The 25,684-nt window shown below is 72.8% G+C and carries 24 protein-coding genes; 13 read left to right on the forward strand and 11 right to left on the reverse strand.

What is annotated here, in order from left to right:
• Positions 1-530: 530 nt before the first annotated feature.
• From ACIBFB_RS18745 to ACIBFB_RS18760, 4 genes are all read left to right on the forward strand, one after another.
• Entirely contained in the window at positions 531-1,067 is a 537-nt protein-coding gene (locus tag ACIBFB_RS18745) for an NUDIX hydrolase family protein (protein WP_397231712.1), read from the forward strand.
• A 65-nt stretch (positions 1,068-1,132) separates the two neighbouring features.
• A complete protein-coding gene (locus ACIBFB_RS18750; RefSeq protein ID WP_397231714.1) occupies positions 1,133-1,786 on the forward strand; it encodes a nucleoside/nucleotide kinase family protein in 654 nt (217 codons plus the stop codon).
• A gap of 71 nt (positions 1,787-1,857) precedes the next feature.
• Positions 1,858-2,478, forward strand: coding sequence for a TetR/AcrR family transcriptional regulator (locus tag ACIBFB_RS18755; protein WP_397231716.1), 621 nt, complete (start codon positions 1,858-1,860; stop codon positions 2,476-2,478).
• Positions 2,475-3,692 carry an FAD-dependent monooxygenase gene (locus tag ACIBFB_RS18760; RefSeq protein WP_397231718.1) on the forward strand — a complete coding sequence of 406 codons (1,218 nt, stop codon included), beginning with the start codon at positions 2,475-2,477 and terminating at the stop codon, positions 3,690-3,692. The genes ACIBFB_RS18755 and ACIBFB_RS18760 overlap by 4 nt, the downstream gene beginning before the upstream one ends.
• 58 nt (positions 3,693-3,750) lie before the next feature.
• On the opposite strand, the gene ACIBFB_RS18765 is transcribed toward ACIBFB_RS18760, so the two are convergent.
• On the reverse strand, positions 3,751-5,103 hold the full coding sequence (locus ACIBFB_RS18765) for an MFS transporter (RefSeq protein ID WP_397231720.1): 1,353 nt from the start codon (positions 5,101-5,103) through the stop codon (positions 3,751-3,753).
• A gap of 244 nt (positions 5,104-5,347) precedes the next feature.
• Between ACIBFB_RS18765 and ACIBFB_RS18770 the strand changes: the two genes are divergently transcribed.
• Positions 5,348-5,992, forward strand: coding sequence for a helix-turn-helix domain-containing protein (locus ACIBFB_RS18770; RefSeq protein WP_397231722.1), 645 nt, complete (start codon positions 5,348-5,350; stop codon positions 5,990-5,992).
• Here the strand turns inward: ACIBFB_RS18770 and ACIBFB_RS18775 are convergent.
• The 8 genes from ACIBFB_RS18775 to ACIBFB_RS18810 form a co-directional block, all read right to left on the reverse strand.
• Positions 5,989-6,453, reverse strand: coding sequence for a hypothetical protein (locus ACIBFB_RS18775; RefSeq protein WP_397231724.1), 465 nt, complete (start codon positions 6,451-6,453; stop codon positions 5,989-5,991). The two genes, ACIBFB_RS18770 and ACIBFB_RS18775, sit on opposite strands and share 4 nt — an antisense overlap.
• 73 nt (positions 6,454-6,526) lie before the next feature.
• Entirely contained in the window at positions 6,527-8,161 is a 1,635-nt protein-coding gene (locus ACIBFB_RS18780) for a long-chain fatty acid--CoA ligase (protein ID WP_397231726.1), read from the reverse strand.
• A gap of 43 nt (positions 8,162-8,204) precedes the next feature.
• Entirely contained in the window at positions 8,205-9,074 is an 870-nt protein-coding gene (locus tag ACIBFB_RS18785; RefSeq protein ID WP_397231728.1) for an SDR family NAD(P)-dependent oxidoreductase, read from the reverse strand.
• Positions 9,067-9,948 (reverse strand): alpha/beta fold hydrolase, encoded by an 882-nt coding sequence (locus ACIBFB_RS18790; RefSeq protein ID WP_397231730.1) that lies wholly within the window; start codon positions 9,946-9,948, stop codon positions 9,067-9,069. Before ACIBFB_RS18790 ends, ACIBFB_RS18785 begins: the two co-directional genes overlap by 8 nt.
• A 17-nt stretch (positions 9,949-9,965) precedes the next feature.
• Complete coding sequence (locus tag ACIBFB_RS18795) at positions 9,966-10,589, reverse strand: 3-phenylpropionate/cinnamic acid dioxygenase subunit beta (protein WP_397231732.1); 624 nt, start codon at positions 10,587-10,589, stop codon at positions 9,966-9,968.
• A gap of 49 nt (positions 10,590-10,638) precedes the next feature.
• Positions 10,639-11,874, reverse strand: coding sequence for an NAD(P)/FAD-dependent oxidoreductase (locus tag ACIBFB_RS18800; protein WP_397231734.1), 1,236 nt, complete (start codon positions 11,872-11,874; stop codon positions 10,639-10,641).
• Positions 11,871-12,212 carry a bifunctional 3-phenylpropionate/cinnamic acid dioxygenase ferredoxin subunit gene (locus ACIBFB_RS18805; RefSeq protein ID WP_397231736.1) on the reverse strand — a complete coding sequence of 114 codons (342 nt, stop codon included), beginning with the start codon at positions 12,210-12,212 and terminating at the stop codon, positions 11,871-11,873. Before ACIBFB_RS18805 ends, ACIBFB_RS18800 begins: the two co-directional genes overlap by 4 nt.
• A complete protein-coding gene (locus ACIBFB_RS18810; protein WP_397231738.1) occupies positions 12,205-13,548 on the reverse strand; it encodes an aromatic ring-hydroxylating dioxygenase subunit alpha in 1,344 nt (447 codons plus the stop codon). The genes ACIBFB_RS18805 and ACIBFB_RS18810 overlap by 8 nt, the downstream gene beginning before the upstream one ends.
• A 255-nt stretch (positions 13,549-13,803) precedes the next feature.
• On the opposite strand from ACIBFB_RS18810, the gene ACIBFB_RS18815 reads away from it, so the two are divergent.
• Positions 13,804-14,661, forward strand: a complete 858-nt coding sequence (locus ACIBFB_RS18815) for an IclR family transcriptional regulator (RefSeq protein ID WP_397231740.1) — start codon at positions 13,804-13,806, stop codon at positions 14,659-14,661.
• Between the two features lie 74 nt (positions 14,662-14,735).
• On the opposite strand, the gene ACIBFB_RS18820 is transcribed toward ACIBFB_RS18815, so the two are convergent.
• Positions 14,736-15,683 (reverse strand): 3-carboxyethylcatechol 2,3-dioxygenase, encoded by a 948-nt coding sequence (locus ACIBFB_RS18820; protein WP_397231742.1) that lies wholly within the window; start codon positions 15,681-15,683, stop codon positions 14,736-14,738.
• Positions 15,684-15,694: 11 nt separating this feature from the next.
• Positions 15,695-16,687 (reverse strand): zinc-binding dehydrogenase, encoded by a 993-nt coding sequence (locus tag ACIBFB_RS18825; protein ID WP_397231744.1) that lies wholly within the window; start codon positions 16,685-16,687, stop codon positions 15,695-15,697.
• Positions 16,688-16,786: 99 nt separating this feature from the next.
• Between ACIBFB_RS18825 and ACIBFB_RS18830 the strand changes: the two genes are divergently transcribed.
• The 7 genes from ACIBFB_RS18830 to ACIBFB_RS18860 all read left to right on the forward strand — a co-directional run bounded on the left by ACIBFB_RS18830 (position 16,787) and on the right by ACIBFB_RS18860 (position 25,568).
• Positions 16,787-17,692: an acetaldehyde dehydrogenase (acetylating) gene (locus tag ACIBFB_RS18830; protein WP_397231746.1), complete on the forward strand. Its 906-nt coding sequence runs from the start codon at positions 16,787-16,789 to the stop codon at positions 17,690-17,692.
• Positions 17,689-18,726 (forward strand): 4-hydroxy-2-oxovalerate aldolase, encoded by a 1,038-nt coding sequence (gene dmpG, locus ACIBFB_RS18835; RefSeq protein WP_397231748.1) that lies wholly within the window; start codon positions 17,689-17,691, stop codon positions 18,724-18,726. The genes ACIBFB_RS18830 and dmpG overlap by 4 nt, the downstream gene beginning before the upstream one ends.
• Positions 18,723-19,508 (forward strand): 2-keto-4-pentenoate hydratase, encoded by a 786-nt coding sequence (locus ACIBFB_RS18840; protein ID WP_397231750.1) that lies wholly within the window; start codon positions 18,723-18,725, stop codon positions 19,506-19,508. The genes dmpG and ACIBFB_RS18840 overlap by 4 nt, the downstream gene beginning before the upstream one ends.
• A 142-nt stretch (positions 19,509-19,650) precedes the next feature.
• Positions 19,651-20,850 (forward strand): ABC transporter substrate-binding protein, encoded by a 1,200-nt coding sequence (locus ACIBFB_RS18845; protein WP_397231752.1) that lies wholly within the window; start codon positions 19,651-19,653, stop codon positions 20,848-20,850.
• A gap of 112 nt (positions 20,851-20,962) precedes the next feature.
• Positions 20,963-22,681 carry an NAD(P)/FAD-dependent oxidoreductase gene (locus ACIBFB_RS18850; protein ID WP_397231754.1) on the forward strand — a complete coding sequence of 573 codons (1,719 nt, stop codon included), beginning with the start codon at positions 20,963-20,965 and terminating at the stop codon, positions 22,679-22,681.
• 39 nt (positions 22,682-22,720) lie between these two features.
• Complete coding sequence (locus ACIBFB_RS18855) at positions 22,721-24,106, forward strand: cation:proton antiporter (protein WP_397231756.1); 1,386 nt, start codon at positions 22,721-22,723, stop codon at positions 24,104-24,106.
• A 121-nt stretch (positions 24,107-24,227) separates the two neighbouring features.
• Positions 24,228-25,568, forward strand: coding sequence for an MFS transporter (locus ACIBFB_RS18860; RefSeq protein WP_397231758.1), 1,341 nt, complete (start codon positions 24,228-24,230; stop codon positions 25,566-25,568).
• Positions 25,569-25,684: the final 116 nt, after the last annotated feature.

Genomic DNA, 25,684 nt, shown 5'->3' on the forward strand with positions numbered 1-25,684 from the left:
CTCTCACTGGACGTAATCTATCCACTACGCGACCGCGTACGAGATCGTAACCTCTGTAGTGAGATCGTGGGAGGCTTTCCGCGAGAAAACTTCGCCGCGGCCTCGCAACGCCGCGCCGCCCTCCGGCGTCCAAGGCCACATGCTGATCGTCCGTCCCGGGCTCGACCCCGACCGCGTCCGCGCCCACCTGGTCCGCGAGGAGGAGGCCGGGAGGGCGCGCGCCTCCGACCGCGACGTCCCCGGCGACGGGTGCGCGGTCGTCGGGGGCGCCCTCGTCTGCCTGCCCCTGGGAGCGATCCTGTTCGGCGGCGGGATCCTCTGGGGCGACGCCGCGACCGGACCGCCACCCGCTCCCGGACACTCCGGACACCCACCCGCACCGTGCGTTCGACCCTCCGGTGCGGTAGAAGCGGTACTGCACACGTGCGCCACCGCCCACCGGGCGGTCAGACCCCAGGGTCACGACGAGAGCGAAGGGAGGGAGCGGCGTCCGCGTCCCGGCGTGTCCGGGCGGGCCCGCCGCGCACCCCATGACCGAGACCGCAGACACCCAGCCCGGCTGGTTCTCCCCGGAGGAGCTGGAGAGCATCCGCGGCCGCATGCCCGTGCTCTACGTCCAGGCCGTTCCCGTCCGCGTGGACGAGTCCGGCTCCGTCACCCACATCGGGCTGCTCATGCGGGCGGCGCCGGACGGCACGTTCAGCCGGTCGGTGGTCTCGGGCCGGGTGCTCTACCACGAACGCGTGCGCGACGCCCTGCTGCGGCACCTGGAGAAGGACCTGGGGCCGGTCGCGCTGCCCCGGATCCCCACCTCGCCGCAGCCCTTCACGATCGCCGAGTACTTCCCCACCCCCGGGATCACGCCGTTCCACGACCCCCGCCAGCACGCGGTGGCGATGGCCTACATCGTCCCCGTGTCCGGTGACTGCCAGCCGCGCCAGGACGCCCTGGACCTGGTGTGGCTGACGCCCGAGGAGGCGGCCAACCCGCTGGTGCACGAGGAGATGGCGGGCGGCCAGGGGGTGCTGGTCCGCCAGGCGCTGGCGCACGTCGGCCAGGCGCCGTGACCGTACCGGTCCGCGGTCGACGGCCGCGCCGGGACGCCCCGGCGCGGCCGTCGTAGTCTCGGAGCATGTCCGACACCGTCGTCACCGACGCCCTCGTCCTCGCCCAGGCCGCCTCCCGGGACGGCCGTCGCGCCGTCCTGGGTCTGGCGGGCGCGCCCGCCGCCGGGAAGTCGACGCTCGCCCGCCGTCTGGTGGCCGAGGTGAACCGGCGCACGGCGCCCGGAACCGCCGGGTACCTGCCCCTGGACGGGTTCCACCTGTCCAACGCCCAGCTCGACCGCCTCGGTCGGCGTGACCGCAAGGGCGCGCCGGACACCTTCGACGCGCACGGGTACGTCGCGCTGGTGCGCCGTCTCCTGGAGGAGACCGACCGCCCGGTCTACGTGCCCGACTACGACCGCGAGCTGCACGAACCGGTCGCCGCCCGGCACGTCGTCGAGCCGCACACCCGCCTGGTCGTCACCGAGGGCAACTACCTCGCCAACGACGACGACCCCTGGCCCCGGGCGCGTGCCCTGTTCACCGAGCTCTGGTACGTGGACGCCCCCGACGACGTCCGGGAGCTGCGCCTGCACCGCCGTCAGCGGGCGGGCGGCCTGACCGACGAGGCCGCCCGGGAGTGGGTCGAGCGCAGCGACCGACCCAACGGTGAACTGGTCAAACGCTTCCGCGACAGCTGCACGCGCGTCGTGCGCGGGGACGCCCTCGACCGCCGCTGAACCCGTCCCGGCTCCCCGGCGCACCCGCCCGCCCCTTGACCCGGGGCTCCGCGCGCCCCTAGTTTGGTCATATGACCAAGGCGATTGACCAAACAGACGGGACACCACCCGTCACCTCCGCCGAACGCGGCAGGACCAGTCGGGCCAAGCTGCTCGCGGCCGCCGTGGAACTGATCCCCGAGGTGGGCTGGAACGCGGTCACCACCCGGCTCGTCGCCGCACGGGCCGAGGTCCGGCCGGGGCTGGTGCACTACCACTTCGACTCGCTGGAGGCGCTGCTGCGCGCCGCCGTCGACGCGGCGCTGGCCGAGGTGGTCGACGGACCCCTGTCGGCGATGACCGCCGCCGCGGACCCCGTCGAGGGGCTGACGGCGGCGTTGGGCGCCATGGACGCCTACTCGGGCGACGACCCCGCCTCCGTCCTGTTCGCCGAGGCCTACCTGGCGGCCACGCGCGATCCCGAACTCCGCACGACGATGTCCCGCATCCTGCTGGACGTCCGCGCGGCGGTCGCCGCGCGACTGGCCGGCCACGGCACACCCCAGCCCGAGGCGGTGGCCGAACTGCTGTGCGCGTTCCTCGACGGGGTCGTCCTGCACCGCGCGTTGATCCCGGTGCCCGGCCCGGAGGCCTACGCCGAACCCCTGCGCCGACTCCTGGCGGCGCCCGACCGCGAGGAGGAGGCACGATGAGGGCGGTCATCGTCGGCGCGGGCATCGCCGGGCTGGCCACCGCGTGGTGGCTGCGCCGCGCGGGCTGGGAGACGACCGTGGTCGAGCACCGGACCGACCCGCTCCACGCCGCGGACGCCGGAACCCGGGCCGCCGAGGGGCGCATCCCCGGCGGCTACGTCATCGACTTCTTCGGCCCCGGCTACGACTCGATCGCGGCCATGGGCCTCCTCGACCAGGTGCACGCCCACGACCTGCGGTTGGAGGGGATCCAGTACCGGACGCCGCAAGGCCGCCGCACCGCGCGAATGGGCGGCGACGCCACCCAGCGGCTGGGCGGGGGACGCCTGGTCACCCTGCTGCGGGGCCGACTGGAGCTGGAGCTGCGCCTGTCCCTGGGGGCGGAGGCCGACGTGCGCCCCGGGCTCAGCGTCGCCCGCGTCGACCAGGACGCCGACGGGGTGACGGTCGAACTGACCGACGGCGCGGTGGAGCGGGCGGACCTGCTGGTGGGCGCCGACGGCGTGCACTCGCGCGTGCGGGAGCTGGTGTTCGGGCCCGAGGAGCGGTACCGCCGCTACCTGGGGGCGCACACCGCGGCGTTCCTGTTCGAGGACGCCGAGGTGGCGGGAGATCTGGGGCGCGAGGCGCACATACTGGAGGCGCCCCGGGCGCAGGCGGGCCTGTACCGCCTGTCGGAGTCCACGGGCGCGACCTTCCTGTGCCACCTGGCGCCGGACGGGTCGCTGCCCGACGACCCGCGCGCCCGTCTGCGCCAGGTGTACGCGGGCATGGGCTGGCACCTGCCGCGGCTGCTGGAGTCCTGCCCCGAACGTCCCTTCTACGACGCCGTCGAGCAGATCGTCGTGCCCGACTGGTCGCGTTCGCGGGTCGTGCTGGTCGGCGACGCCTGCCAGGCCGTGTCGCTCATGGCGGGCCAGGGAGCGAGCATGGCGGTGGCCGCCGCCGAGGTGCTGGGGCGGGAGTTGGCCCCGGCACGCTCGGGCGGGGAGCTCGCGGCGGCGCTGTCCCGGTACGAGGGCCGGGTGAAGCCGGTGATCGAGGTCAAGCAGGCGGCCGGGCGGCGGTTGGCCCGGTGGTTCGTGCCCGCCTCGACCACGCGGCTGCTGGTGCGGCGTCAGCTGCTGCGCCTGGCCGCGACCCGCCTGGCCGACCGGGTGGCGCGCCCGTTCCTGGCCAGTCCCAAGCCCGTCCCGGAACGGGAGCGCGGCTGAGGGACGCGGCGGCCCCCTCCGCACCCGGCGGGGCGGGTCGCCCGCGGGCCCGGTCCCCTCAGGGCCGGGAGGACGAGGCGACCGCGGACAGGTCGTCGTCGACCGTCTCGCGGGTCGCCAGGACGGCGACGGCGGTCACCAGGCTCAGCCCCAGCATGTAGAGGCCGACGGAGAACGACGTCCCGGTGGCGGCCACCAGGGCGGTCCCCACCAGCGGTACGAGGCCGCCGCCGAGGATGTTGCCGAACATGTAGGAGACCGACACTCCCGTGTAGCGCACCTCGGTCGGGAACTGCTCCGACAGCAGGGCCGGCAGGGGGCCGTACTGGGCCGACAGACCGACGGACGCGATCAGGCACACGGTCAGCGCCAGCCAGACGGTCCCGCTGTCGAAGGCGGGGAAGAAGGCCACCGCCACGATCACCTGGAGTCCCGACCCGATCAGGGCGACCTTGCGCCGTCCGATCCGGTCGGCGACGCGGCCCGCGTAGAGCATCGCGCCGACCTGGAGGAGGCTGGACAGGATGATGAGGGTCAGCATCGTGTTCCGGGAGTAGCCGACGCTGGTCGGCCCGTAGGACAGGATGAAGACGAGGATGACGTAGCCCCACGAGGTGGAGGCCACCGAGGCGAACATGCCGCGCACGGCCGCCCATGGGTGCTCGCGCACCACGGTGACCAGCGGGTTCCTCCGCTGGGCGGGCTCGGGGTGCGCGGCGGCCGCCTCGGTGAACAGCGGGCTCTCCGTGACCCGGCGGCGCACGAACATTCCGATGACCACCAGCACCACGCTGAGCAGGAACGGGATCCGCCATCCCCAGGTCATGAAGGCGTCGCCGGTGGCCTGTACGACCGTCAGCAGCACGAGGTTGGCGAGGATGGCGCCCGCGGGGACGCCCAGCTGCGGCGCGGAGCCGTACAGGGCCCGCTTGTTCGGCGGGGCGTGCTCGACCGCCATGAGGGCGGCGCCGCCCCACTCGGCTCCGACGGCCAGTCCCTGCCCGACGCGCAGCAGCACGAGCAGGGCGGGGGCCGCCACACCGACCGCGGCGTAGGTCGGCAGCAGGCCGACGCCCACGGTGGCGACGCCCATGAGCATGAGTGAGAGCACCAGCATGCGCTTGCGGCCGATGCGGTCGCCGAAGTGCCCCGCGACGATGCCGCCCAGGGGGCGGGCGACGAACCCCACGGTGAACGTCCCCAGTGCGGCGAGTTGGCTCACCAGGGCGTTGTCCGTGGGGAAGAACAGCGCGCCGAAGACGAGCGCGGCGGAGGCTCCGTAGAGGAAGAAGTCGTACCACTCGACGGCGGTGCCGACGAAGGACGCGAAGGCGACCTTGCCCGCCTCCCTGCCAGCGGTACGCGACGACGTCCGTGCGGCGGTCGGGGGGACCGGAGGTTCAGTGCTCATCTCAATGTCTCGTTCTCGGAGAGGAAGGGGGACTGGACCGCCATGACGACACCCGTGGGGCGGTGATCGCGGTCACAGCAAACGTAGGTCCGTCCGGCCGCGTGAACGGAGTCCCGTGCCGACATGTGGCACGGCTGCCACGGGCGAGAACTCCCAGTTCATCGGGGGGAATCCGGGGCGGAACGGCGGCCCGGGGACGAGGGCCGCCCGTATTCCGGGGCACCGACCCGAATACAATTCGAACGTGACTCCAGGCAACGAACTCGTGGCACGCAACGTGCACATGCTGCGTGAACAGCGCGGTCTGTCCCTGGCCGGACTGGCCCGCCGGGCCGGAATCGCCAAGCAGACGATCTCGAAGCTCGAACTGGGCACCGGCAACCCGACCGTGGACACCCTCTACGCGCTGGCCCAGGCTCTGGAGGTGCCGCTCACCCGCCTGCTCTCCACGCAGTCGCAACTGGTGATGGTGCAGCGCGGCGACGAGGCCCGGTGGAACGAGGAGGGCGCCGTCTCCAGCCGGGAACTGGACCACATCTACGGGTCCGGTGTGATCGAGAACTACGTCCTGCGGGTGGCGGCCGGGGGCGAGCGCGTGTTCCCTCCCCACCCTCCGGGCACGTTGGAGCACCTGTACGTGATCTCCGGCAGGGTCCAGGTCGGCCCCGCGGACGCCCCCCTGGAACTGGGGGAGGGCGACTTCGCCCGCTATCCGGGGGACCGCACGCACGTCTACCGGTCCCTGGGCGGCCCCTGCACGCTGCACCTGGTGGCCAGCGTGCCCAGGCCCATGCCGGGGACCGGCGGGACCTCCGGCGGCTCGACGGTCGGCACGCGGCGGGCCGTCGACCACAGCGGCCCCTGCCCGGCCCCCGTCACCCGGTCCTAGGGCCGGTGGTCGGCCATGCGCAGAAGCAACCCGTAGGTCCCCTCGTCGGTGTCCACCTCGGTGACGAAGGCGAACCCGGCCTCCTCCAGCATCGCCATCCGCACCAGGTCCGAGACCGGGCAGGGGGCGAGGATCCGGCGGCAGGCCGGGTCCAGCCGGATCAGCTCGTCCGCCGTGGCCCGGACCGCCGCGGAGGCGCTCCCGGACAGGCCCATGCCCAGGACGTCGAGCACGATGTCGCGTGCGCCGACCGGGTAGTCGCCGCGCCAGCGGCCGTGGACCGCGCGGGACAGCTCCAGCCGGACCGCCTCGCCCTCCCTCTCCGCGCGGGTGACCGCGAACGCGCGCACCGGCCCGGCGCCGGACGTCGCCTCCACGTCGCGCACGAGCCATGCGTCGGGCAGTTCCGGGCGCGGGACCCGCGGGACGTCGTCGAAGTCGATCACGGTGTGGACGCTCAACTCACCCTCCTCGGGGATCGGCGGGGGCGCGGCCCGCGGCCGCGCCCCCGGTGTCGTCTGGCACGCGGCGGCCTCAGGCCCGGGCTCCCGCGTCCTGCGGCTCCGGCCGCGCCTCCGACGGGGACCCGCCCTGGCGCGCGACGCGCTGTCCCACCCAGTTCCGCAGGTGGCGCTTGTCGATCTTGCCGCTGGCGTTGCGCGGTACCGCCTCCGTCACCAGCAGGGCGCGGGGCAGCTTGTACCGGGCGAGGGACGCGGCGCAGTGTTCGCGCAGCTCCTCCAGCGTCGGGGCGGCGGCGCCCTCCTCGCAGGCGACGACCGCCACGACCGTCTCCCCCCACGTGGGGTCGGGCGCGCCGACCACCGCCACGTCGACGACCGCCGGGTGCTCGACGACCACCCGTTCCACCTCGGCGGGGTAGATGTTCTCGCCCCCGGAGATGATCATGTCCTTGAGGCGGTCCACGATGTACAGGTCTCCGTCGGCGTCCATGTGGCCGATGTCGCCGCTGCGGAACCAGCCGTCGCGGAACGCCGCCCGGGTGGCCTCCTCGTTGTGCCAGTATCCGGGCGTGACGTTGGGGCCGCGGACCACCACCTCACCGGAGGTGTCGGGGGTGTCCACGAACTCCCCGGTGGCCGGGTCGGCGAGGCGCACCTCGCAGTAGGGCATGGGCACGCCCGCGGACGCCGGTTTGGCGGTGGCCAGGTCCGGCGGCAGGAACGTGGCGAACGGCGCCGTCTCGGTGAGGCCCCAGGCCTGCTGCAGCCGCAGCCCCGCCTCGTCGTACTCCAGGACCAGACTGGGCGGCACGGGCGCACCCGCGACCACGGGGGCCCTCAGGCTCGACAGGTCGGCGTCGGCGAACCCGGGCTGCCGCGCGAGGGCGGCGTACATCGCCGGGACGCCGAACATGGTGGCCACCTGGTGCTCCACCAGGTCGGCCAGGGCGGCGGCGGGGTCGAAGGAGCGGCGCACGACGACCCTCCCGCCCAGCGCGAGGGTGTGCAGCGTCAGGGCGTTCAGTCCGCCGATGTGGAACATCGGGGCGGCGGCGTAGGTGGTCTCCCCCGGGGTGAAGCCCACCGCCGAGACCACGTTGAGCTGGTTCCACCACAGGTTGCCGTGGGTGAGGACGACCCCCTTGGGCCTGCCGGTGGTCCCGGAGGTGTACATGAGCACGGCGACGTCGTCGGAGGCGACCCTGGCCGGCTCGGGCGCGTCCTGTCCGCCGTCGGTCAGCTGCGAGAGCCGCTTCCAGCCCGGACCGGTGTCGTCGGCGGCGGGAACGTTCGGATCGGTGTCGATGAGCACGCGCCCGCAGGCGGGCAGATCCGAGACGATCTGCTCGACGAGCGCGCGGTGCCCCTCCTCGGCCAGGAGGGTGTGCACACCCGCGTCGGTGAGGATCACGGACGTCTCCGGGCCGCTGAGCCGGAAGTTCACGGGCAGGAACACCGCGCCGAGCGAGGCCGCGGCGATGAGGGCCTCCAGCAGGGTGGAGCTGTTGAACCCCAGGTAGGCCAGGCGGTCGCCGCGCCGCAGGCCGCGCGCGGTGAGTTGCGCGGCGAGCAGGCGGACGCGCCTGTCGAGTTCGCCGAAGCTGATCCGTTCGCCCTCGTAGACGACGGCCTCCGCGTCGGGGCGGCTGCGGGCGATGCGTCGGACGCTGGCGGCGATCCCGGGAGGACTGGGTAGGGCGTTCACGGTGTTCTCCTGCGCGGATGGAGGGACAGGGGAGGGGCGGTGGTCACAGGTCGGCTCCGCCGGCCGGGGTCGCGAAGCCGCGGACGGCGATGCCGCCGTCGACGGGGAGCACCGCTCCCGTGATGTTGCCGCTGTTGGCCGCGGAGGCGAGCAGCACGTAGGGGCCGGTGAAGTCCTCGGGCTCGGTGGAGGCGTCGTGGAGGGGGACCATGGGCGTGCTCGCGCCCCGGGCGGCGGCCCTGTCGAAGGAGGCCGAGATGGCCCGCTCCGCGAGGTCCATGCTCCGCGGTCCGCGCAGGTCGGTGCGCATCCCGCCGGGCGCCACGGCGTTCACGCGCACCTTCGGGGCCAGTTCGTAGGCCAGTTCGCGCATCAGGCCGAGGGCGGCGTGCTTGCTGGCCGTGTACAGGGGTCCTCCGCCGTTGGGCCAGGACGCGGCGTTGGACAGGGTCAGCACGATGCTCCCCCGTGAGGCGACCAGGGACCGCCATGCCGCCTGTGCGGCGAGCAGGTAGCCGAGCACGTTGACGTGGAAGATCTCGTCGAAGGCGGCCGTCGGGTCGGCGTCGCCCAGGCGCGGCAGGGTCCGGTGGTAGTCCCAGATCCCGGCGTTGGCCACGAGGGTGTCGAGGCCTCCGAACGCGTCCTCGGCGGCGGCGACCGCGCCCCGGAGGTCGACGAGGCTGGTGACGTCGCCCGTGACGGTCCGCAGGCGGTCCGCGGGCAGTTCCTCGTCCAGAGCGGCGAGTTTGCCGGCGTCGCGGTCGAAGACGGTGACGCTCGCGCCCTCGGCGACGTAGCGGTGCGCGACCGCCCGGCCCAGTCCGGAGCCGCCTCCGGTGATCAGGGCGCTGGTTCCGGCCAGCCATCCGGTCCGCCGGCCGGAGACGGTCCGGGTCGCGGGCTCACTCACCGGACTCTCCCCCGTCCATGAGGAAGTCGGCGACGAGGCGGTCGAACTCGCGCCTGCGCTCCAACTGCACCCAGTGCCCGCAGCGGGAGAACACGTGCAGCCGCACGTCCGGGATCTGCTTGAGCATGACCTGGGCACCGTCCAGGGTGATGGTGCGGTCGTCACGGCCCCACAGGAGCAGCGTCGGGGAGCTGATCCGGTGGACGTCCCGCCAGAGGGGGTCCATGCCGTGCCTGGCCGCGAAGGAGGCGTTCAGGACATGATAAAAGGCCTGGTGGTCGGGGTCCAGGGAGGATTCGTAGCGCTCGTTGAGCGTCTCCTCGGGGATCTGTCCGGCGTTGTGCAGCATGACACGCAGGTAGGTGCGCATCTTCGTGAGGCTGGGGCCGGATCCGTTGTAGTAGCGGAACATCTCCTTCTGGCCCTCGGTGGGTGTGGCCCCGAAGGGGAGCCATCCGCCCCCGGGCGCCATGAGCACCAGGCGGTCCACCCGCTCCGGGGCACGGAGCGCGAGGGCGAGCGCCGCGGCGCCGCCCAGGCTGTTGCCCAGGACGTGGGCCCGCTCCACCCCGAGGACGTCGAGGGCCTCGATGAGGGCCGTGACGGTGTAGGAGGTGATGCCGTCGCCCTTCTCCAGCTCCTCGGCGGTGGGCTTGTGCGAGCGGCCGAAACCGGGCTGGTCCACGAGCAGCACCCGGAAGTGCGGGGTCAGCGCGGCGAGGTTCTGGTGGTAGTTGCTGTGGCCGGAGGCGCCGGGGCCGCCGCCGTGCAGCATCACCAGGGCGGGCCCGGATCCGCTCTCCTGCACGAAGAGGTCCCCGAGGCTGGTGGGAACGGTGTGTTCCGTCAGCGTCGTGCGCTCGTCGGTGGTCATGTGGTGGTTCCCCGCCTCTAGAAGAAAGTGCTGATGTTCTTGGCGAGCAGGACGTTCTGCTCCAGGAGGATCGTGCGCCGGGCGACGCGCAGCCGCCCGCCGCCGTCGCGCCGCAGCAGGTCGGTGCGACCGCCCGCGTAGACGTCCACCTCGTGTTCGAGCCGGTTGCGGTAGACGATGAAGGACGACTCGGCGGTGTAGTGCGCCGACTCCTCCGCGACCTCCCGGGGGATGCCGTGCTCGGTGAGCTCCTGGTCGTCGGCCGGGCGCACCAGGATGTTGGTGACCAGGTGCCGGGTGCGCGAGGGCGGGTCCTCCGCCCAGGCCATGCCGGACTCGAAGCGGCGGATCCGCCAGGCGAGGCTGTCCTTGGTCTCGTCGAAGAACGCCGCGCCTCCGTAGGCGGAGACGGACAGGCGCTGCTGGCGGCGCAGCCGGTTGCTCCGGGTGGGCGCCCAGTAGACGAGGTCGTCGGTGAACAGGTCCAGCCAGTCCCCGAACCGGTCGCCGTCCAGGTAGCGGGCCTCGTTCGCGTACAGGACGTGGGTCTCGAAGTGCAGGGAGACCGCGGCCGGGTCGGCCAGAGGTGCGGCGTCGGCGGGCGCGCCCCCGGTGGGCGCGGCCTCGGTGGAGGAGGTCATCGTGCCTCCCTTTCCGTATCGTCGGTGGTCGGTGGCGGCGGGGGCGCGCTCACCGGCGCAGGAGCCGTTTGAGCGGGACCGACTCGTCGGCCAGGGCCTGGTCGGCCACCGGCGTGCCGCGGTCGACGAGTCTGCGGGCGGCGCGGATGTCGGCGCTCCGGTCGAGGGAGCCGGCCGCCACGCAGCGGTCCCCGATCAACCCGAAGACGGTGAAGCTCCCCGCGTCGGGATCCCCCCGCACGACGACGCGTTCGGCGTCGCCCATGTGCCCGACCGCCTCCACGTGCGTGCCGTGGCGGTCGGACCAGAACCAGGGCGCCGACGGCTCCGGCCGGGGGCGCCCGAGGATCGCGGCGGCGGCGGCCCTGCCGTCGGTCAGGGCGTTGTCCCAGTGCTCGCCGTGCGCGGGCCGGACCGATCCGGGTCTGCTCTGGGCGGCGTCGCCCACCGCGTACACGTGGGGCGTCGAGGTGCGCCGCGCGTCGTCGACGAGCACGCCCCGGTCGGTGTCCAGTCCCGCGGACACGGCCACCTCGGTGTCGGGCGCCATGCCGATCCCCGCGACGACCACGTCCGCCTCGACCGTCACCGGCCCGTCCGCCGTGGACACGGCCGCCAGACGCGTGCCGAGGGCCGACGCCCGCACGCCGCCCAGCGTGCCGTGCAGGACGCGGATGCCGCGCTCGGCGTGCGTCTCGTGCAGGGTCCGGGCGAGCAGCCGGCCCAGGACCGGTTCCAGCGGAACGGAGACCGGGTCGACGAGGGTGACGCGTGCGCCGAGGGCGGTGGCGCTGGAGGCGATCTCGGCCCCGATGAGTCCGGCGCCCACGCACAGGACCCGCGCGCCGGGGACCAGGGCGGCCCGGAGCCGCTGGGCGTCCTCGACCGTGCGCAGCACGTGCGTGCTCACGCCGGGCGCCACCGCCACGGGCAGCCGGCGCGCGCGGCCTCCCGTCGCGAGGACCACGGCGTCCGCCTCGACGAAGCCCCCGGCGGCGGTCTGCACGCGCCGTTCCCCCCGCCGCAGACCGACGGCCCGCGTGCCCAGGCGCAGGTCGACGGCGTTGTCGGCGTACCAGGCCTCCGGGCGCAGGGGCGGGGCCGCGTCGGCCTTTCCCAGCAGGACGTCCTTGCTCAGCGGCGGCCGGTCGTAGGGCTGGTGGGGCTCGGCGCCGAGCATCGTGATGACGCCCTCGAAACCGAGCGCGCGCAGCTCGGCGGCGGTGCTGACGGCGGCCAGTCCGGCGCCGACCACGCACACCGAGCGCGTCGCCCTCGCGGTCACGTCCCGCTCCGGGGCAGGAGCCAGATCTCGCCGTCGCGGACCTCGACCGGGTGGGTCCGGGCGTTCTCGGTGGCGGGCATGCACAGCGCCTCGCCGGTGCGCAGGCAGAACCGCCCGCTGTGCATCGGGCACTCCACCTGCCCGTCCTCGATCCAGCCCTCGGCCAGGGACGCCTCGGCGTGCGTGCAGGTGTCGTCGAGGGCGTGGAACTCGCCGTCGGAGTGGAAGACCGCGATGGCGTCCCCGGTCCCCGTGCGGTCCGCGGGCACCACCAGTGCCTCGCCGTCCTCGATGTCGGCGGTGGAGCCGACCCGAATCGCCTGGGCGGTCTCAGCCATGGGATGCCTCCGGGTTCTCGTGCCAGGCCGGGGTGTTCATCAGGTCGCGCCAGCGGCCGTAGAAGCCCCGCGCGGCGTTGTCGCTGTAGAGCTCGCCCACCCGGCCGGGGTAGTCGGGGTCGTCGTCGCGGTGGATCCCCAGGCCCATCTGGTAGTTGAGCCGGGTGTCGTTGGCGATGAAGCCGCGGGAGACGGCCTGGATCTCGCTCCAGTTCTCGCCGTCGTCCTGCTCGAAGATGCCGCTGGGCCCGAAGGTGCGCAGGTTGTACAGCCGCTGGGCCTGTTTGACGTCCTCGGGCATGCTCCGGTCGACCAGCGTCCAGGTCCACACCTCCATCCGGTCGGGGCCCTTGGGGTTCCAGACGCGGATGGTGCCGTTGACCGGCAGGTAGGAGAAGTTGGGGAAGACGGTGGCGTGGCCCGTGGTCATGGGCCCCTCGACGCGGGCGTCCCCGAGCCGTCCGCGCAGCTGGTCGTAGTCGTAGTACCCGTGCACCGTCTGGTCGTCGAAGCGGCTGCGCGGGTGCACGGGGAACCCGGCGCCGTGTCCCTCCGGCGAGGTGAACTGGCGGCCGGGGGTGTTGGCGATCTCGCTCTTGGGGCCCCTGCCGGTGGGCGACATGACCATCAGCGCCGAGGCGTGGGCCATGTTGACGTGGTACCAGTCGCTGGCGAACTGCTCGGCGGCGAGCTTCCAGTTCCCTTCCAGCACCCACTTGGTCACTCCTCCGACGACCTCGGTGCCCTCGGGGTCGCGGTCGAGGAAGGCGTCCATGTACCAGGCCATGTCGCCCAGTGCCTCGGTGAGCGCGGGCGCCGCCGGGTTCCAGGTCGCGAAGACCAGGCCCTTGTGGGAGTCCACCCGAGCGACCTCCCGCAGGCCCCAGTCGGCGGTGTCGAAGTGGTCGGGGTAGGCGTCGGGGTTGGGCACGTTGACCAGGCTTCCGTCCAGGTCGTAGGCCCACCCGTGGTAGCTGCACGTGAACTTCTTGGTGCTGCCGGCGTCGGCGCGGCACAGCCGCATGCCGCGGTGGCGGCACGTGTTGAGGAAGACCCGGACGCGGCGGTCCTTGCCGCGCACCGCGATCACCGGGTCCTCGCCCATGTAGGCGGTGACGAAGTCCCCCGGCTTGGGGAGCTGGCTCTCGTGCGCGAGGAAGAGCCAGCTCGGCGCGAAGACCCGTCGGAGCTCCTGCTGGTAGAGCGCCTCGTCCTTCCATATTCGGCGGTCCAGGACACCCCGTTCCAGGTCCAGGTAGGCGCTGACGTCGGCGGACGCCGGGGACGGCGTCCGCCAGCCCGCGCGGGGCGCGGCCGGGGTCGGGGCGATGGTCACGGTCTCCTCCGAGGTGGTCTGGGCCCGGGGCCGGGTGGGAGCCCCGGGCCGTGCGCCGTGGTGGCTGCACGTGGTCCACGACACCTGGTCGGGGGACCCGTCCGCCAACCCCCGTGCCGGATCGCGGAACGCGGGCGACGCAAGGCGGCGGAAACACGGCGGAAAAGATTTCACTCTCAACTGTCCTCTATGGGAGACGAGTGTCTATTATGATGAGTGTCACGCCTCACGTCGTCCGCGCCGAAGGACAGTGCCATGACCATGGACATCAAGCCCGACGACCACCTGTCCCGCCCCCTCGACGCGCGGCCGCCGCGCGAGGTGTACCACTCCGACACCGGTGACTCCCAGCAGACGGCGGTGGACAAGGCGCTCGGTCTCCTGCGCTTCCTGGGCGGGCACCAGGAGGCACTGGGCGTCAGCGAACTGGCCCGCCGCACCGGGCTGACCAAGTCGACCACGTTCCGGCTTCTGGGCATCCTCGAACGCAACGGGATGGTGGAGCGGCACGGCCGGAGCTACCGGCTGGCCCGCAACGTCTACGACCTCGGAGCCCGCGTCCACGCGCCCCGGCACACCTGGGTGGCGGAAACCCTCACCCCGTTCGTGGCCGAGCTGTACGAACTCACCCACGCCACCGTGCACCTGGGCGTCCTGCGCGGAACGGACATCGTCTACCTGGCCAAACTCCACGGCCACCGGGCCGTTCCCGCTCCGTCCAGGGTCGGCTCCACGGTGCCCGCCCACTGCACGGGCGTGGGCAAGGTCCTGCTCGCCTACTCCCCCGACCCGTTCGAGGCGTTCGCGGGGAACGGACTGGTCCGGCTCACGGACTCCTCCATCACCGATCCGGCGGACCTGCGCCGGGAGCTGGGCCGGATCCGGGCCCACGGCCTCGCCTTCGACAACGGCGAGGCGTCCCCGTTCCTGAGCTGTGTGGCCACGGCCGTGCTCGGTCGGGGCGAGCGGCCCGTCGCCGCCCTGTCCATCGCGGGGCGGACCGGGCGCTTCGACCCCGCCCGCTACACCGACCAGTTGCGCCGCATCGCCTACGCGGCGTCGCTCGCGGTGAAGCGGGCGCAGGCCAGGACGGCCGCGGGCGCCACCGTGTGACTCAGGTCCCCCGGCCGCTCCGGCCCCCGGCGGGCGTCGCCGGGGGCCAGGCGTGCGCCGGGCCCGTCCCGGACCTACCGCTCGGGCACGGGACGGGCGGTGGTCACCGCGAATCCCGCGATCCACTCCGGGATGGCCTCGTAGAAGCGTGAGCGCACCGCGTAGGGCCCGCTCGCCCCCAGGGAGGCGTAGGCGGCGATCCACGTGCGCACCTCGTGGGCGGACCCGCCGCCCTCGGCCTCGAACCACGCGTTCGTCCAGCCGTCCACCTCGGACAGCTTCCCCGAGGCCAGTGTGTCCAGCACCAGGTTGTCCCACTCCGGGTTCAGCTCCCGCTGGTCGGAGGTGCCCGCGACGTAGTCCAAGGCGCCCTGCAGCACCCTCTTCTCCCCCCGCGCGCGCTGTTCCGGAGTGGGCGGGGTGCCCTCGATGAGGGCGTCGGCCACCCGCGGCGGCGCGCCCTCCAGCACGGGGACGGGCGGGTCGTGCGAGAGCCCGCCGGAGGCGACGAACAGGACCCTGCGGTCCAGTGCGGCCGCGGCCCGGCCGACCGCCTCGCCCAGGGCGCGCACGCGCCGCACCGGTCCGAGCGGCGCCGCGACGCCGTTGACGTAGACGGGCACGACGTCCACCGCGTCGATCCCGCCGAAGAGCACCTCCAGCGGCTGCACGAAGCCGTGGTCGACGGTCATCCGGGCGGAGATGGTCAGGTCCACGTCCTGGTCGAGCACCGCCCGGGCGATGGTCCCGGCGGCCTCGCCGTCCACGCGCACGGGGCCCTCGGCCGAGCCGAAGTCGCCGACCGAGTTCGCGGCGGTGCCCAGGCAGAAGGGCGGCATCTTCCGGTAGAAGAAGCCGTTGTAGTGGTCCGGCGCGTACAGCACGACCAGGTCGGGCGCGAAGTCGCGCACGAAGGCGCGCGCGTCGTCCAACGCCGCGTCGACGCGGGCGACCACGTCGTCGGCGGGCTGGTTGGTCCCCATGAGCGGGGAATGCGAGATACCGACAAGGGCGACCGGCATGGTGGGGCTCCTCAGTGATCGGTGGACGGGGTGTCGGTGGGCAGGACGACGATCTTCCCGGTGACGTCACCGGCGGCCATCGCCTTGAAGCCCTCGTGGATGTCCGCGAGCGGAATCACCCGGTCGACGGCGGGCCGCAGGCCGGTCGCCTCCATCATGCGGAGCATGGCGACGACCTCGTGCCGGGTACAGCCGGTCGAGCCGAGGATGCGCTGCTGGAGGTAGAAGATCCGGGCCAGGTCGGCCGGGGGGTTGGCGCCGCTCGTGGCTCCGGCGATGACGACCGTGCCTCCGGGGCGCAGCGACTTGAGCGAGTGGGACCAGGTGGCCTCGCCCACCGTCTCGACGACCACGTCGACGCGTTCGGGCAGGCGCTCGCCGGTGGGCACCGCGTGCCGCGCCCCCCACGTCAGGGCCGCCCGCCGCTTGGACTCGCTGCGGCTGGTGGCGTAGACCGTGGCCCCCGCCGCGGCGGCCAGGCTGATCGCGGCCGAGGCGACGCCGCCCCCCGCGCCCTGGACGAGGACGCGGTCACCGGCCCTGATCCGGGCCTGGGTGAACAGCATGCGGTACGCGGTCGTCCAGGCGACCGGCAGGCAGGCGGCCTCCTCGAAGGACAGCCACTCCGGTTTGGGCACCAGGTTGCGCCGCGGCACGGTGATGTACTCGGCGAAGGCGCCGTCGTGCCGCTCCGAGAGGAGGGCGCGGTCCGGGTCGAGGGTCTCGTCTCCGCCGCCCGCGTCCGCGTCGGCGATCACCGGGTAGACGAGGACCTCCCGCCCGTCCTCGTCCACCCCGGCCGCGTCGCACCCCAGGATCCTCGGCAGCTGTTCGGGCGGGTGCCCGACACCGCGCAGGGTCCACAGGTCGTGCATGTTCAGCGACGAGGCCAGGACGCGCACCAGCGCCCAGCCGGGTGCGGGCTCCGGTACGGGAACGTCCTTGAGGACCAATCCCGCCAGGGGGTCGTCGGCGTCTTGGGAGACGGCTACTGCTGCTCTCATGGTCGCAGCGTGCCCGAGGGGCGGCGCCCCCGCCCGGCCGTGTTCCACGGTGTGGAACACGGGCCCTCACACCGCTCGGCGCCCTGCCATGGTCCCCACATGGCAACGCAGAAGATACCCGCGGCGATCGTCGGCCCGGGCAACATCGGCACCGACCTCCTGGCGAAACTGCGGGGCAGCCCCGTCATCGACGTCCGGTACGTGGTCGGCGTGGCCGAGTCCGACGGCCTGGCCCGCGCCCGCGCCCACGGCATCGAGGCCTCCGCGGAGGGGGTGGACTGGCTGCTGCGGCAGGACCCGCTCCCCCAGATCGTGTTCGAGGCGACCTCGGCCGGAGCCCACGTCGTGAACGCCCCCCGCTACGCCGCGGCGGGCATCCAGGCCGTGGACCTCACCCCCGCCCACCTGGGGCCGATGGTCAGCCCCGCGGTGAACGGCGAGGCGCACATCGGCTCGGAGAACGTCTCCATGATCACCTGCGGCGGGCAGGCGACCATCCCCATCGTGCACGCCGTCTCCCGGATCACCCCCGTCCCCTACGCGGAGATCGTCGCCTCGATCGCCTCCCGGTCCGCGGGACCGGGAACGCGGGCGAACATCGACGAGTTCACGCACACGACCGGCGACGCGGTCGCCCAGGTCGGCGGAGCCGCGCGCGGCAAGGCCGTCATCATCCTCAACCCCGTCGAACCGCCGATGATCATGCGCGACACCGTGTTCTGCATGGTCGGCGCCGACGCGGACCGCGACGCGATCACCTCCTCCGTCCACGACATGGTCGCCGAGGTGCGCACGTACGTCCCCGGCTACACCCTGCGCGCCGAACCGCAGTTCGACGACCCGATCCCCGAGTGGGACGGGCACGCCCGCGTCACGGTGCTCCTGGAGGTGAGGGGCAACGGCGACTACCTGCCCCCCTACGCCGGCAACCTCGACATCATGACCGCGGCCGCCGCCCGTGTCGGCGAACTCATGGCCCGAGCGAAGATGGGAGCGGCGGCATGACCCGCCCCGAACTGACCCACGACGTGCGCGTCGTCGACACCACCCTGCGCGACGGCAGCCACGCGATGGCGCACCGCTTCACCGAGGCCCAGGTCCGCGACACCGTCCGCGCTCTGGACGCGGCCGGGCTGGAGTGGATCGAGGTGAGCCACGGCGACGGCATCGGCGGCTCGTCGTTCAACTACGGGTTCTCCGGCACGGACGAGATGACGCTGATCTCGGCCGCCGCGGAGGAGGCCCGCGACGCGCGGATCGCCGTCCTGCTCGTTCCCGGCATCGGCACCGTCGACGACCTCAAACGCGCCCACGACGCCGGCGCCCGCATGGTCCGCGTCGCCACGCACTGCACCGAGGCCGACATCTCGCCCCAGTACTTCGCCGCGGCGCGCGAACTGGGCATGGAGACCGTCGGGTTCCTCATGATGGCGCACCGCGTCGGGCCCAAGGACCTGGCGCGGCAGGCCCGGATCATGGTCGACGCCGGGTGCGAGTGCCCCTACGTCACCGACTCCGCCGGAGCCCTGCTCATGCACGAGGCCCTGGAGCGCTTCGAGGCCCTCGTCGACGAGGTCGGCGACGAGGCCTGGGTCGGATACCACGGTCACCAGAACCTCTCCATGGGCGTGGCCAACTCCGTGCTCGCCCGGGACGCGGGCGTGCGCTACTTCGACGGCTCGCTGTGCGCGCTGGGCGCCGGGTCGGGCAACTCCCCCACCGAGGTCCTGGCGGCGGTGTTCGACCGGCTGGGCGTCGGCACCGGCCTCGACGTGCCGGCGCTGCTGGCGGCGGCCGAGGAGGTGGTCCGCCCCTACCTTCCCCGCTGGCCGAAGATGGACCGCAACGCCATCGTCCAGGGCTGGGCCGGCGTGTACTCCTCGTTCCTGCTGCACGCCGAACGCGCGGCGGAGCGCTACGGGGTCCCGGCGCACGAGATCCTGCGCCGCTGCGGAGAGCTCGGGTACGTGGGCGGCCAGGAGGACATGATCATCGACGTCGCGGTGCGGCTCGCCGCCGGGGAGAGGGAGTCCGCGTGAACGCCGACGAGCTGGCACGGACGCGCGCGCGAGCGCTCTACGACGCCCGGGAGAAGCGCGAGCCGATCCCCCCCTTCACCGACGAGGACCCCTCGCTGGGGATGGCGGACGGGTACGCGATCCAGCGGGAGCTGGTCACGATGCTGCTCGCCGACGGCGACCACGTCCTGGGCCACAAGGTCGGGCTGACCGCGGCCCCCATGCAGCGGCTGCTCGGAGTGGACTCGCCCGACTACGGCCCGGTCCTGGCCTCGGCGACCTACACCGACGGGGACACGGTCGAACTCGACCGCTTCATCGCGCCGAAGGTCGAGGCCGAGATCGTGTTCGTCCTGGGCGAGCGGCTGGAGGGCCCCGGGGTGACCACCGAGCGGGCGCGTGAGGCGGTCGCGGCGGCGCGGGCCGGGCTGGAGATCGTGGACTCGCGGATCGAGGACTGGCGGATCAAGCTCGCGGACACCGTCGCCGACCTGGCGTCCATGGGCGCGGTCGTGCTCTCCGAGCGGGTCGTTCCTCTGTCGGAGCTGGATCCCCGCCTGATCGGCATGGTGCTCACGCGCGACGGCGCGCTGGTCGACACCGGCGCGGGCGCCGCGGCGCTCGGGGACCCCGTCGCGGTCGTCGCCTGGCTGGCCAACACCCTCGGGGAGAACGGGGTGGCGCTCAACGCGGGCGACCTCGTCATGACCGGGTCCCTGCACGCCGCCGTCCCCATGCGGGCCGGGGACACGTTCACCGCGGAGTTCGACCGGCTCGGCTCCGTGACCGTCCGGGTGGGGTGAGGCTCCGGACCTGAGCCGTCGCCCCGGGTCCGGGGAGGGCGCGCCGTCCCCGGCGGCGCCTCCCGGACTCCCCGGCGTGCACGAACCGCCGCGCGCCGGGAGCGCGCACCGACCCCGTCTTCCGATCCCCCAGGAGCACAGTGTGCGCGGACCCCTCGCACCCCTCGCCTGTCTCGCCCTCCTCGCGACCGCCGCATGCGGCGCGGGCCAGGAGGACGACGGCGGGGACGGCGCCGTCGGCGCCGTCCTCGTCGGATACATCGCCCCTCTGACCGGCGACTACTCCGCCCTCGGCACCGACGGGCACAGGGCGGTGGAGCTCGCCGTCGCCGAGGTCAACGCCGCCGGAGGCGTCCTCGGCCGCGAGATCGAACTCATCACCCGCGACGACCGGAGCTCGCCCGACCAGTCGGTCCAGGCCTTCAACGACATCATCGACCGCGATCCCGTCGCGGTCATCGGCTCGACCGTCTCCGACTCCGCCATGGCGACCCTTCCCTCGGTGGAGATGAGCGGGATCCCCTACCTGTCCCCCACGCCGGCCGACGAACAGCTCACCCCCGTCAGGGACAACGTCTTCGTCGTCACCTCCACGACCTCGGCCTACGCCCGACGCGCTCTGGAGTACTTCCAGGACACGGGCGTCACCAGGGTGTCGGTCGCGTACTCGGCGACGTCCTACGCGATCGCCGGGTTCCTCGCCATGGAGGACATGGCAGAGGAGCACGGGGTGGAGCTGGTCGCGGCACACGAGTACGAGCACGCCACCGCCGACTTCCACGATGTGATCGCCGCCGTGGAGGACGACGCCCCGGACGCGTTCTTCTTCTGGGGCACCGGCGCGCCCGGCGTCGCCTTCGCCCAGCAGTACGCGGCCGTCGGCGCCGACGTCCCGCTCGTCATGAGCGGCGCGCAGGCGAGCGGGCTGTGGTTGGAGCCCGTGGGCGAGGCCGCCGAGGGCGTGACGGTGCTCAGCTCGATCAGCGTCGTCGGCGAGCATCTGCCCGACGGGGAGCAGCGGGTGGTCAGCACCGCGGCGGCGGAGGCGTTCGCCGAGGAGCACGGCTACTCCCCACCCCAGTTCGCGGGGGACGGGTACACCGCCGTCACGCTGCTGGTCGCGGCGATCGAGAAGGCCGGGAGCACCGAGCACACCAGTGTCCGCACCGCTCTGGAGGGCCTCGACCTCACCACTCCCATCGGTCCGGTCGCCTACGCGCCGAACGACCACGCCGGGCTGACGACCGACGCGATCTCGGTGAACACGGTCGAGGACGGCGCGTTCGTGCCCGTCCCCTCCGCCGTGGCGCGGTTCGAGGAGGCCTACGGAGGGCGGTCGTGACCGCTCGCCGTGCCGCTCCATGGAACGGCGGAGTGACACGCACGTGTCACAGGCCATCTCCTGGTGCGGCCCGGTAGCACGTTCCTCCATCCAGAGACGGTAGGAGATCTGCATGGCCCACAGCACGGATCAGCAGTCCGATGTGTACGACGTGGCGATCATGGGCGGCGGCGCGGCCGGCCTGACGCTGGCGCTCGAACTGAGCCAGGCCCGCCCGGACACCAGCATCGTGGTGATCGAGCGACGGCGGCACCCCGTTCCCGAGGCGGCGCACAAGGTGGGCGAGTCGACGGTGGAGATCGCCGCGCACTACCTGCGCGAGGTGCTGGGATTGGGGGACCACCTGGAGCGGCACCAGCTCGACAAGTTCGGTGTGCGCGTGTTCTTCAGCGACGACAGCAACGAGGACATCGCGCGCCGGGTGGAGATCGGCCACCCCGTTCCCCCGCCCCACAGCGTCGGCAGCTACCAGCTCGACCGGGGGCGGCTGGAGAACGCGCTGGGCCAGGAGCTGCACAGGCTCGGCATACCCTTCCTCTCCGGCCGCAGGGTGCAGGAGATCGATCTGCGGCCGGACCAGGACCGCCACCGTCTGACCCTGGTCGCGGACGGGGGCGGGGAACACCAGGTCGCGGCCCGCTGGGTGGTGGACGCCACCGGCCGGTCCTCGACGCTCAAGCGCCAGCTCGGGTTGGCCAAGAAGGTGGGGCACCGCGCCAACGCGGTCTGGTTCCGCATCGGGCACCCCATCGACATCGACGCGTGGTCGACCGACCCCGGCTGGAACGGCCGGATCCGGGCGGGCCGGCGCGAGCTGTCCACCAACCACCTGATGGGGCCCGGCTACTGGGTCTGGCTGATCCGGCTGGCCTCGGGCGCGATCAGCATCGGCATCGTCACCGACGCGGACACGCACCCGTTCTCCGGCATGAACCGCTTCGAACGGGCCCTGGACTGGCTGCGCGAGCATGAGCCGCAGTGCGCCCGCGAAGTCGAGCGGCATCGCGACAAGCTCCAGGACTTCCGGGTGATGAAGGACTACTCCTACAGCTGCGAGCGGGTCATGTCCGACGAGCGGTGGTGCCTGACCGGTGAGGCCGGAGTCTTCCTCGACCCGTTGTACTCGCCCGGCCTGGATCTGATCGCCATCGGCAACGGCCTGGTCACCGACCTGGTCACCCGCGCCCTGGACGGGGAGGACATCCGGGAACGGGCGGCGGTCCACGACCGGACGTACCTCACCGCGGTCGAGGACTGGCTGGAGAACTTCGAGAAGCAGTACGTGCTGATGGGCAACGCCAGGATCATGATGGCGAAGATCATCTGGGACGTGAGCCGCTACTGGGGCGGCCCCGGCCTGCTGTACTTCCACGGCATGTTCCGCCGCCTGGCCGATTTCCCCCAGATCGTGACCGGGCTGGCCCGCCGCACCGAGATCAACCGCCAGGTCCAGCGCTTCTTCCGGGAATGGCACGCCCTCGACCAGTCGAGCGAGACGGACACGTTCGTCCGCTACTCCGACTTCGACTTCATGCGGCGACTGCACATCGGCATGAGCGCGGGCCTGCCGGACCAGGAACTGCAAGCCCGCTTCGCCGCCAACGTGCGCTTCCTCGAACAGTTGTCGGGCCAGTTGGTCAGCACGGTCATCGCGGAGTGCGAAGCCCGTCGGGACGACGAGGCCGTGCGGCGCCAGGTCGAGCTGTGGGAGGGCGACGCGGCGCTGATGGGCCTGGTCCGGATCTACCGCGAGGAGTCCCGGGAGAACCCGGTCAGCGATCGCTGGATCACCCTCAAGCGTCCTGAACGGGTCCAGCAGCCCGTGGGCTGAGGTCGGCCGACGTCGCGCGACACGAGAGGGTTACCCGCATTGCTCACCGATCTCCTCGGCACCATCACGGACGACAACCTCCTCCTCGTCGTCAGGGTCCTTCCCGCCGTCATCGTCATCCTGGCGACGTCCGCCCTGTGCGGTCGGCTCGCTCTGCTCGTGGGCCAGCCCCGGGTGCTCGGGGAGATGGTGGCCGGCATCCTGCTCGGACCGACCCTCCTCGGACTCGTCCTGCCGGGAGTCGAGGCCGCGCTGTTCCCCGACCAGGTCAAGTCCGTCCTCTACGTGCTCAGCACCCTCGGGCTGACCCTGTTCATGTTCCTCGTGGGAGCGGGGCTCGACCACGGCGGCGGGAAGTCGGGGCCCACGGGGCGCGCCGCCGGGGTACTGGCGGTCTCCGGCGTGGTGCCCTCGCTCCTCCTCGGCGCGGGCGCCGCCTGGCTCTTCTACGGCCAACTGTCCCGCCCCGACGTCCATCCGCTCATGTTCGCCCTGTTCGCGGGCGGAGCGCTGTCCATCACGGCCTTCCCCATGCTCGCGCGCATCCTGTACGAACGCGGACTCCAGAACTCGCGGCTGGGCGTCCTGACCCTGATCGGCGCCTCCATCGACGACGCCGCCGCGTGGTGCTTCCTGGCGGTCCTGTCCGCCCTGCACCTGGGCGCGGGCCCCGGGCACGCGCTGGTCACCATCGGGCTCACGGCGATGTTCGCGGTGTTCATGCTCATGATCGTCGCCAGGCTGCTCAGACCGTTGGGGCGGAGCGTGCGCCGTACGGGGCGATTGGGTTTCGACCAGCTCTACGTCGTTCTCATCGTCGTCCTGGCGGCCGGCCTGTTCACCGACCTCATCGGCATCTACTCGGTGTTCGGGGGCTTCATCGCCGGTCTGGCCATGCCCCGGGACGCGGTGTTCCGGGAGGCCCTGCACAGTCGGATGATGGACATGGTCAGTGTGCTCCTGCTGCCCCTGTTCTTCACCTACTCGGGCCTCAACACACGCCTGAACGGGCTGATGAGCTGGGAGCTCATCCTCCCCTTCCTCGCCCTCCTCGTGGCGGGCTTCGTCGGCAAGTACTTCGGCTGCGCCCTGGCGATGAGGGGGATCGGCCACTCGTGGCGCGAGTCCTACGCGGTCGGGAGCCTGATGAACGCCCGCGGGCTGATGATCCTCATCTTCATCAACATCGGCCTGTCGCAGCAGATGATCACCACCGAGGCGTTCTCCATCTTCGTCCTGATCGCCGTCATCACCACGGCGTCGGCCATGCCCCTGTACCGCCTGGCCCTGCCCTCGCGGTTCGAACGGGCCGTCGACGGCGCGCCCCCGCCCGCGGCGGCCGCGACGGAGACCGCGGGGACCCGGGGGGAGGCCGCCGCACTCCGGTCGACGGCCGAGGCGGGCTCCCCCGCCCCCTCCCCCTGATCGACGGGCGGGGGGAACCACGGGCCCCTCCCCGGTGGTCGGAGCACCACTGTTCCCGCCCAGTCCTCCCGTGTGCCCTGGGTCACTCCGGATCCGGGGCTGTCTGGAAGCGAGCCGTTCCATGTCCGAATCCCCCAGCGGCACCGAGCCCGTCGGCGGTACCGCGGCGAGCGCCGCGGCCACCGCACGACGGTCCAGCGCGCCGCGGGTCGCCACCGCGAGCCTCATCGGCACGGTCATCGAGTACTACGACTTCGCCGTGTACGGCACGGCCGCCGCCCTCGTCCTCGGCCCGGCCTTCTTCCCCTCCGGCAACGCCACGCTGTCCACTCTCGCCGCGTTCCTGACCTTCGCCGCGGCGTTCCTGGCCCGCCCGGTCGGCGTGGTGCTGTTCGGCACCATCGGTGACCGGCTCGGCCGCAAGCACGCCCTCTTCCTCTCCCTGCTCCTGATGGGCCTGTCCACGGTCGCCGTCGGACTGCTGCCCACGTACGAGACCGCCGGCCTCGTGGGTCCCGTGCTCCTGGTCGTCCTGCGCCTGCTGCAAGGCGTGAGCCTCGGCGGCGAGTGGGGCGGAGCCGTGTTGCTGGCCGCGGAGCACGCGCCTCCCGGGCGGCGCGCGCTGTTCGCGTCGATCCCGCAGGCCGGCCCGCCGCTCGGCTTCCTGTTGTCCAGCGCCGTGATCCTGCCGATGCTGGCGGTCGTGGGCAGGGACGGCTTCGCCGAAGGGGCCTGGCGCATCCCGTTCCTGCTGAGCGCCGTCCTGATCGGCGTCGGCCTGTGGGTCCGGTCCCAGGTCGCCGAGTCCCCCGTCTTCGACGAGCGGGCCGCCAGCGGCGCCGCGGCGCCCCGCTTCCCCCTCGGCGTGCTGGTCAGGGAGTACCCCGGCAGACTGCTCCTCGGCATGGGTGCGGCGATCGGCGGCGCCTCGCTCTACTACCTGGTGAGCGTCTACAGCCTCTCCTACGGACCGGCGGCCTTCGGTATCCCGCAGACCACGATGCTGACCGCCACGAGCATCGCCGCCGTGGCCGACGTGGCCGCCACCCTGCCGGTGGCGATCATGGCGGACCGGTTCGGCAGACGCCCCGTGATGCTGGCCGGCGCGGTCGGGTGCGCCCTGTGGGCGCTGCCCATGTTCGGCTCCCTGCAGACCGGCGACGGCGTGCTGATCACCGTGGCCTTCAGCATCGGGCTCGTCCTGTTCATCATGGTGTTCGCGCCCATGGCCGCGTTCCTGCCGGAGCTGTTCCCGGCCCGGGTGCGCTACACCGGAGCCTCGGCGACCTTCATCCTCGCCCTGACCCTCGGCGGCGGCTTCGCCCCGGTGGTCGCCACCTGGCTGACCTCGCTCTGGCGGTCGCCGTTCGTCCTCGGCCTCTACGTCGGCGTGCTGTGCCTGGTCAGCCTGGGTTGCCTCCTGGCCCTGCCGGAGACCCGCGACAAGGACTTCAGCGACTGACGCCCCCGCCCCCCGGGGACCCCGATCCGCCCCCGTGCCGTTCCACGGCACGGGGGGATGACGGGCGGATGTCCCCGTCATCTCCTTGTCACAGCCCGGCAACGAGTTCTCTACCC

Source organism: Nocardiopsis sp. NPDC050513, from assembly GCF_044457925.1.
GTDB lineage: Bacteria > Actinomycetota > Actinomycetes > Streptosporangiales > Streptosporangiaceae > Nocardiopsis.

Excerpts from the sequence above, each read along its gene's own strand:
- ACIBFB_RS18850 (WP_397231754.1), top strand. The coding sequence starts at position 20,963 with ATGGCCCACAGCACGGATCAGCAGTCCGATGTGTACGACGTGGCGATC.
- ACIBFB_RS18760 (WP_397231718.1), top strand. The coding sequence starts at position 2,475 with ATGAGGGCGGTCATCGTCGGCGCGGGCATCGCCGGGCTGGCCACCGCG.
- ACIBFB_RS18765 (WP_397231720.1), bottom strand. The coding sequence starts at position 5,103 with ATGAGCACTGAACCTCCGGTCCCCCCGACCGCCGCACGGACGTCGTCG.
- ACIBFB_RS18830 (WP_397231746.1), top strand. The coding sequence starts at position 16,787 with ATGGCAACGCAGAAGATACCCGCGGCGATCGTCGGCCCGGGCAACATC.
- ACIBFB_RS18820 (WP_397231742.1), bottom strand. The coding sequence starts at position 15,683 with ATGCCGGTCGCCCTTGTCGGTATCTCGCATTCCCCGCTCATGGGGACC.
- ACIBFB_RS18860 (WP_397231758.1), top strand. The coding sequence starts at position 24,228 with ATGTCCGAATCCCCCAGCGGCACCGAGCCCGTCGGCGGTACCGCGGCG.
- ACIBFB_RS18815 (WP_397231740.1), top strand. The coding sequence starts at position 13,804 with ATGACCATGGACATCAAGCCCGACGACCACCTGTCCCGCCCCCTCGAC.
- dmpG (WP_397231748.1), top strand. The coding sequence starts at position 17,689 with ATGACCCGCCCCGAACTGACCCACGACGTGCGCGTCGTCGACACCACC.
- ACIBFB_RS18795 (WP_397231732.1), bottom strand. The coding sequence starts at position 10,589 with ATGACCTCCTCCACCGAGGCCGCGCCCACCGGGGGCGCGCCCGCCGAC.
- ACIBFB_RS18825 (WP_397231744.1), bottom strand. The coding sequence starts at position 16,687 with ATGAGAGCAGCAGTAGCCGTCTCCCAAGACGCCGACGACCCCCTGGCG.
- ACIBFB_RS18745 (WP_397231712.1), top strand. The coding sequence starts at position 531 with ATGACCGAGACCGCAGACACCCAGCCCGGCTGGTTCTCCCCGGAGGAG.
- ACIBFB_RS18790 (WP_397231730.1), bottom strand. The coding sequence starts at position 9,948 with ATGACCACCGACGAGCGCACGACGCTGACGGAACACACCGTTCCCACC.
- ACIBFB_RS18805 (WP_397231736.1), bottom strand. The coding sequence starts at position 12,212 with ATGGCTGAGACCGCCCAGGCGATTCGGGTCGGCTCCACCGCCGACATC.
- ACIBFB_RS18755 (WP_397231716.1), top strand. The coding sequence starts at position 1,858 with ATGACCAAGGCGATTGACCAAACAGACGGGACACCACCCGTCACCTCC.
- ACIBFB_RS18750 (WP_397231714.1), top strand. The coding sequence starts at position 1,133 with ATGTCCGACACCGTCGTCACCGACGCCCTCGTCCTCGCCCAGGCCGCC.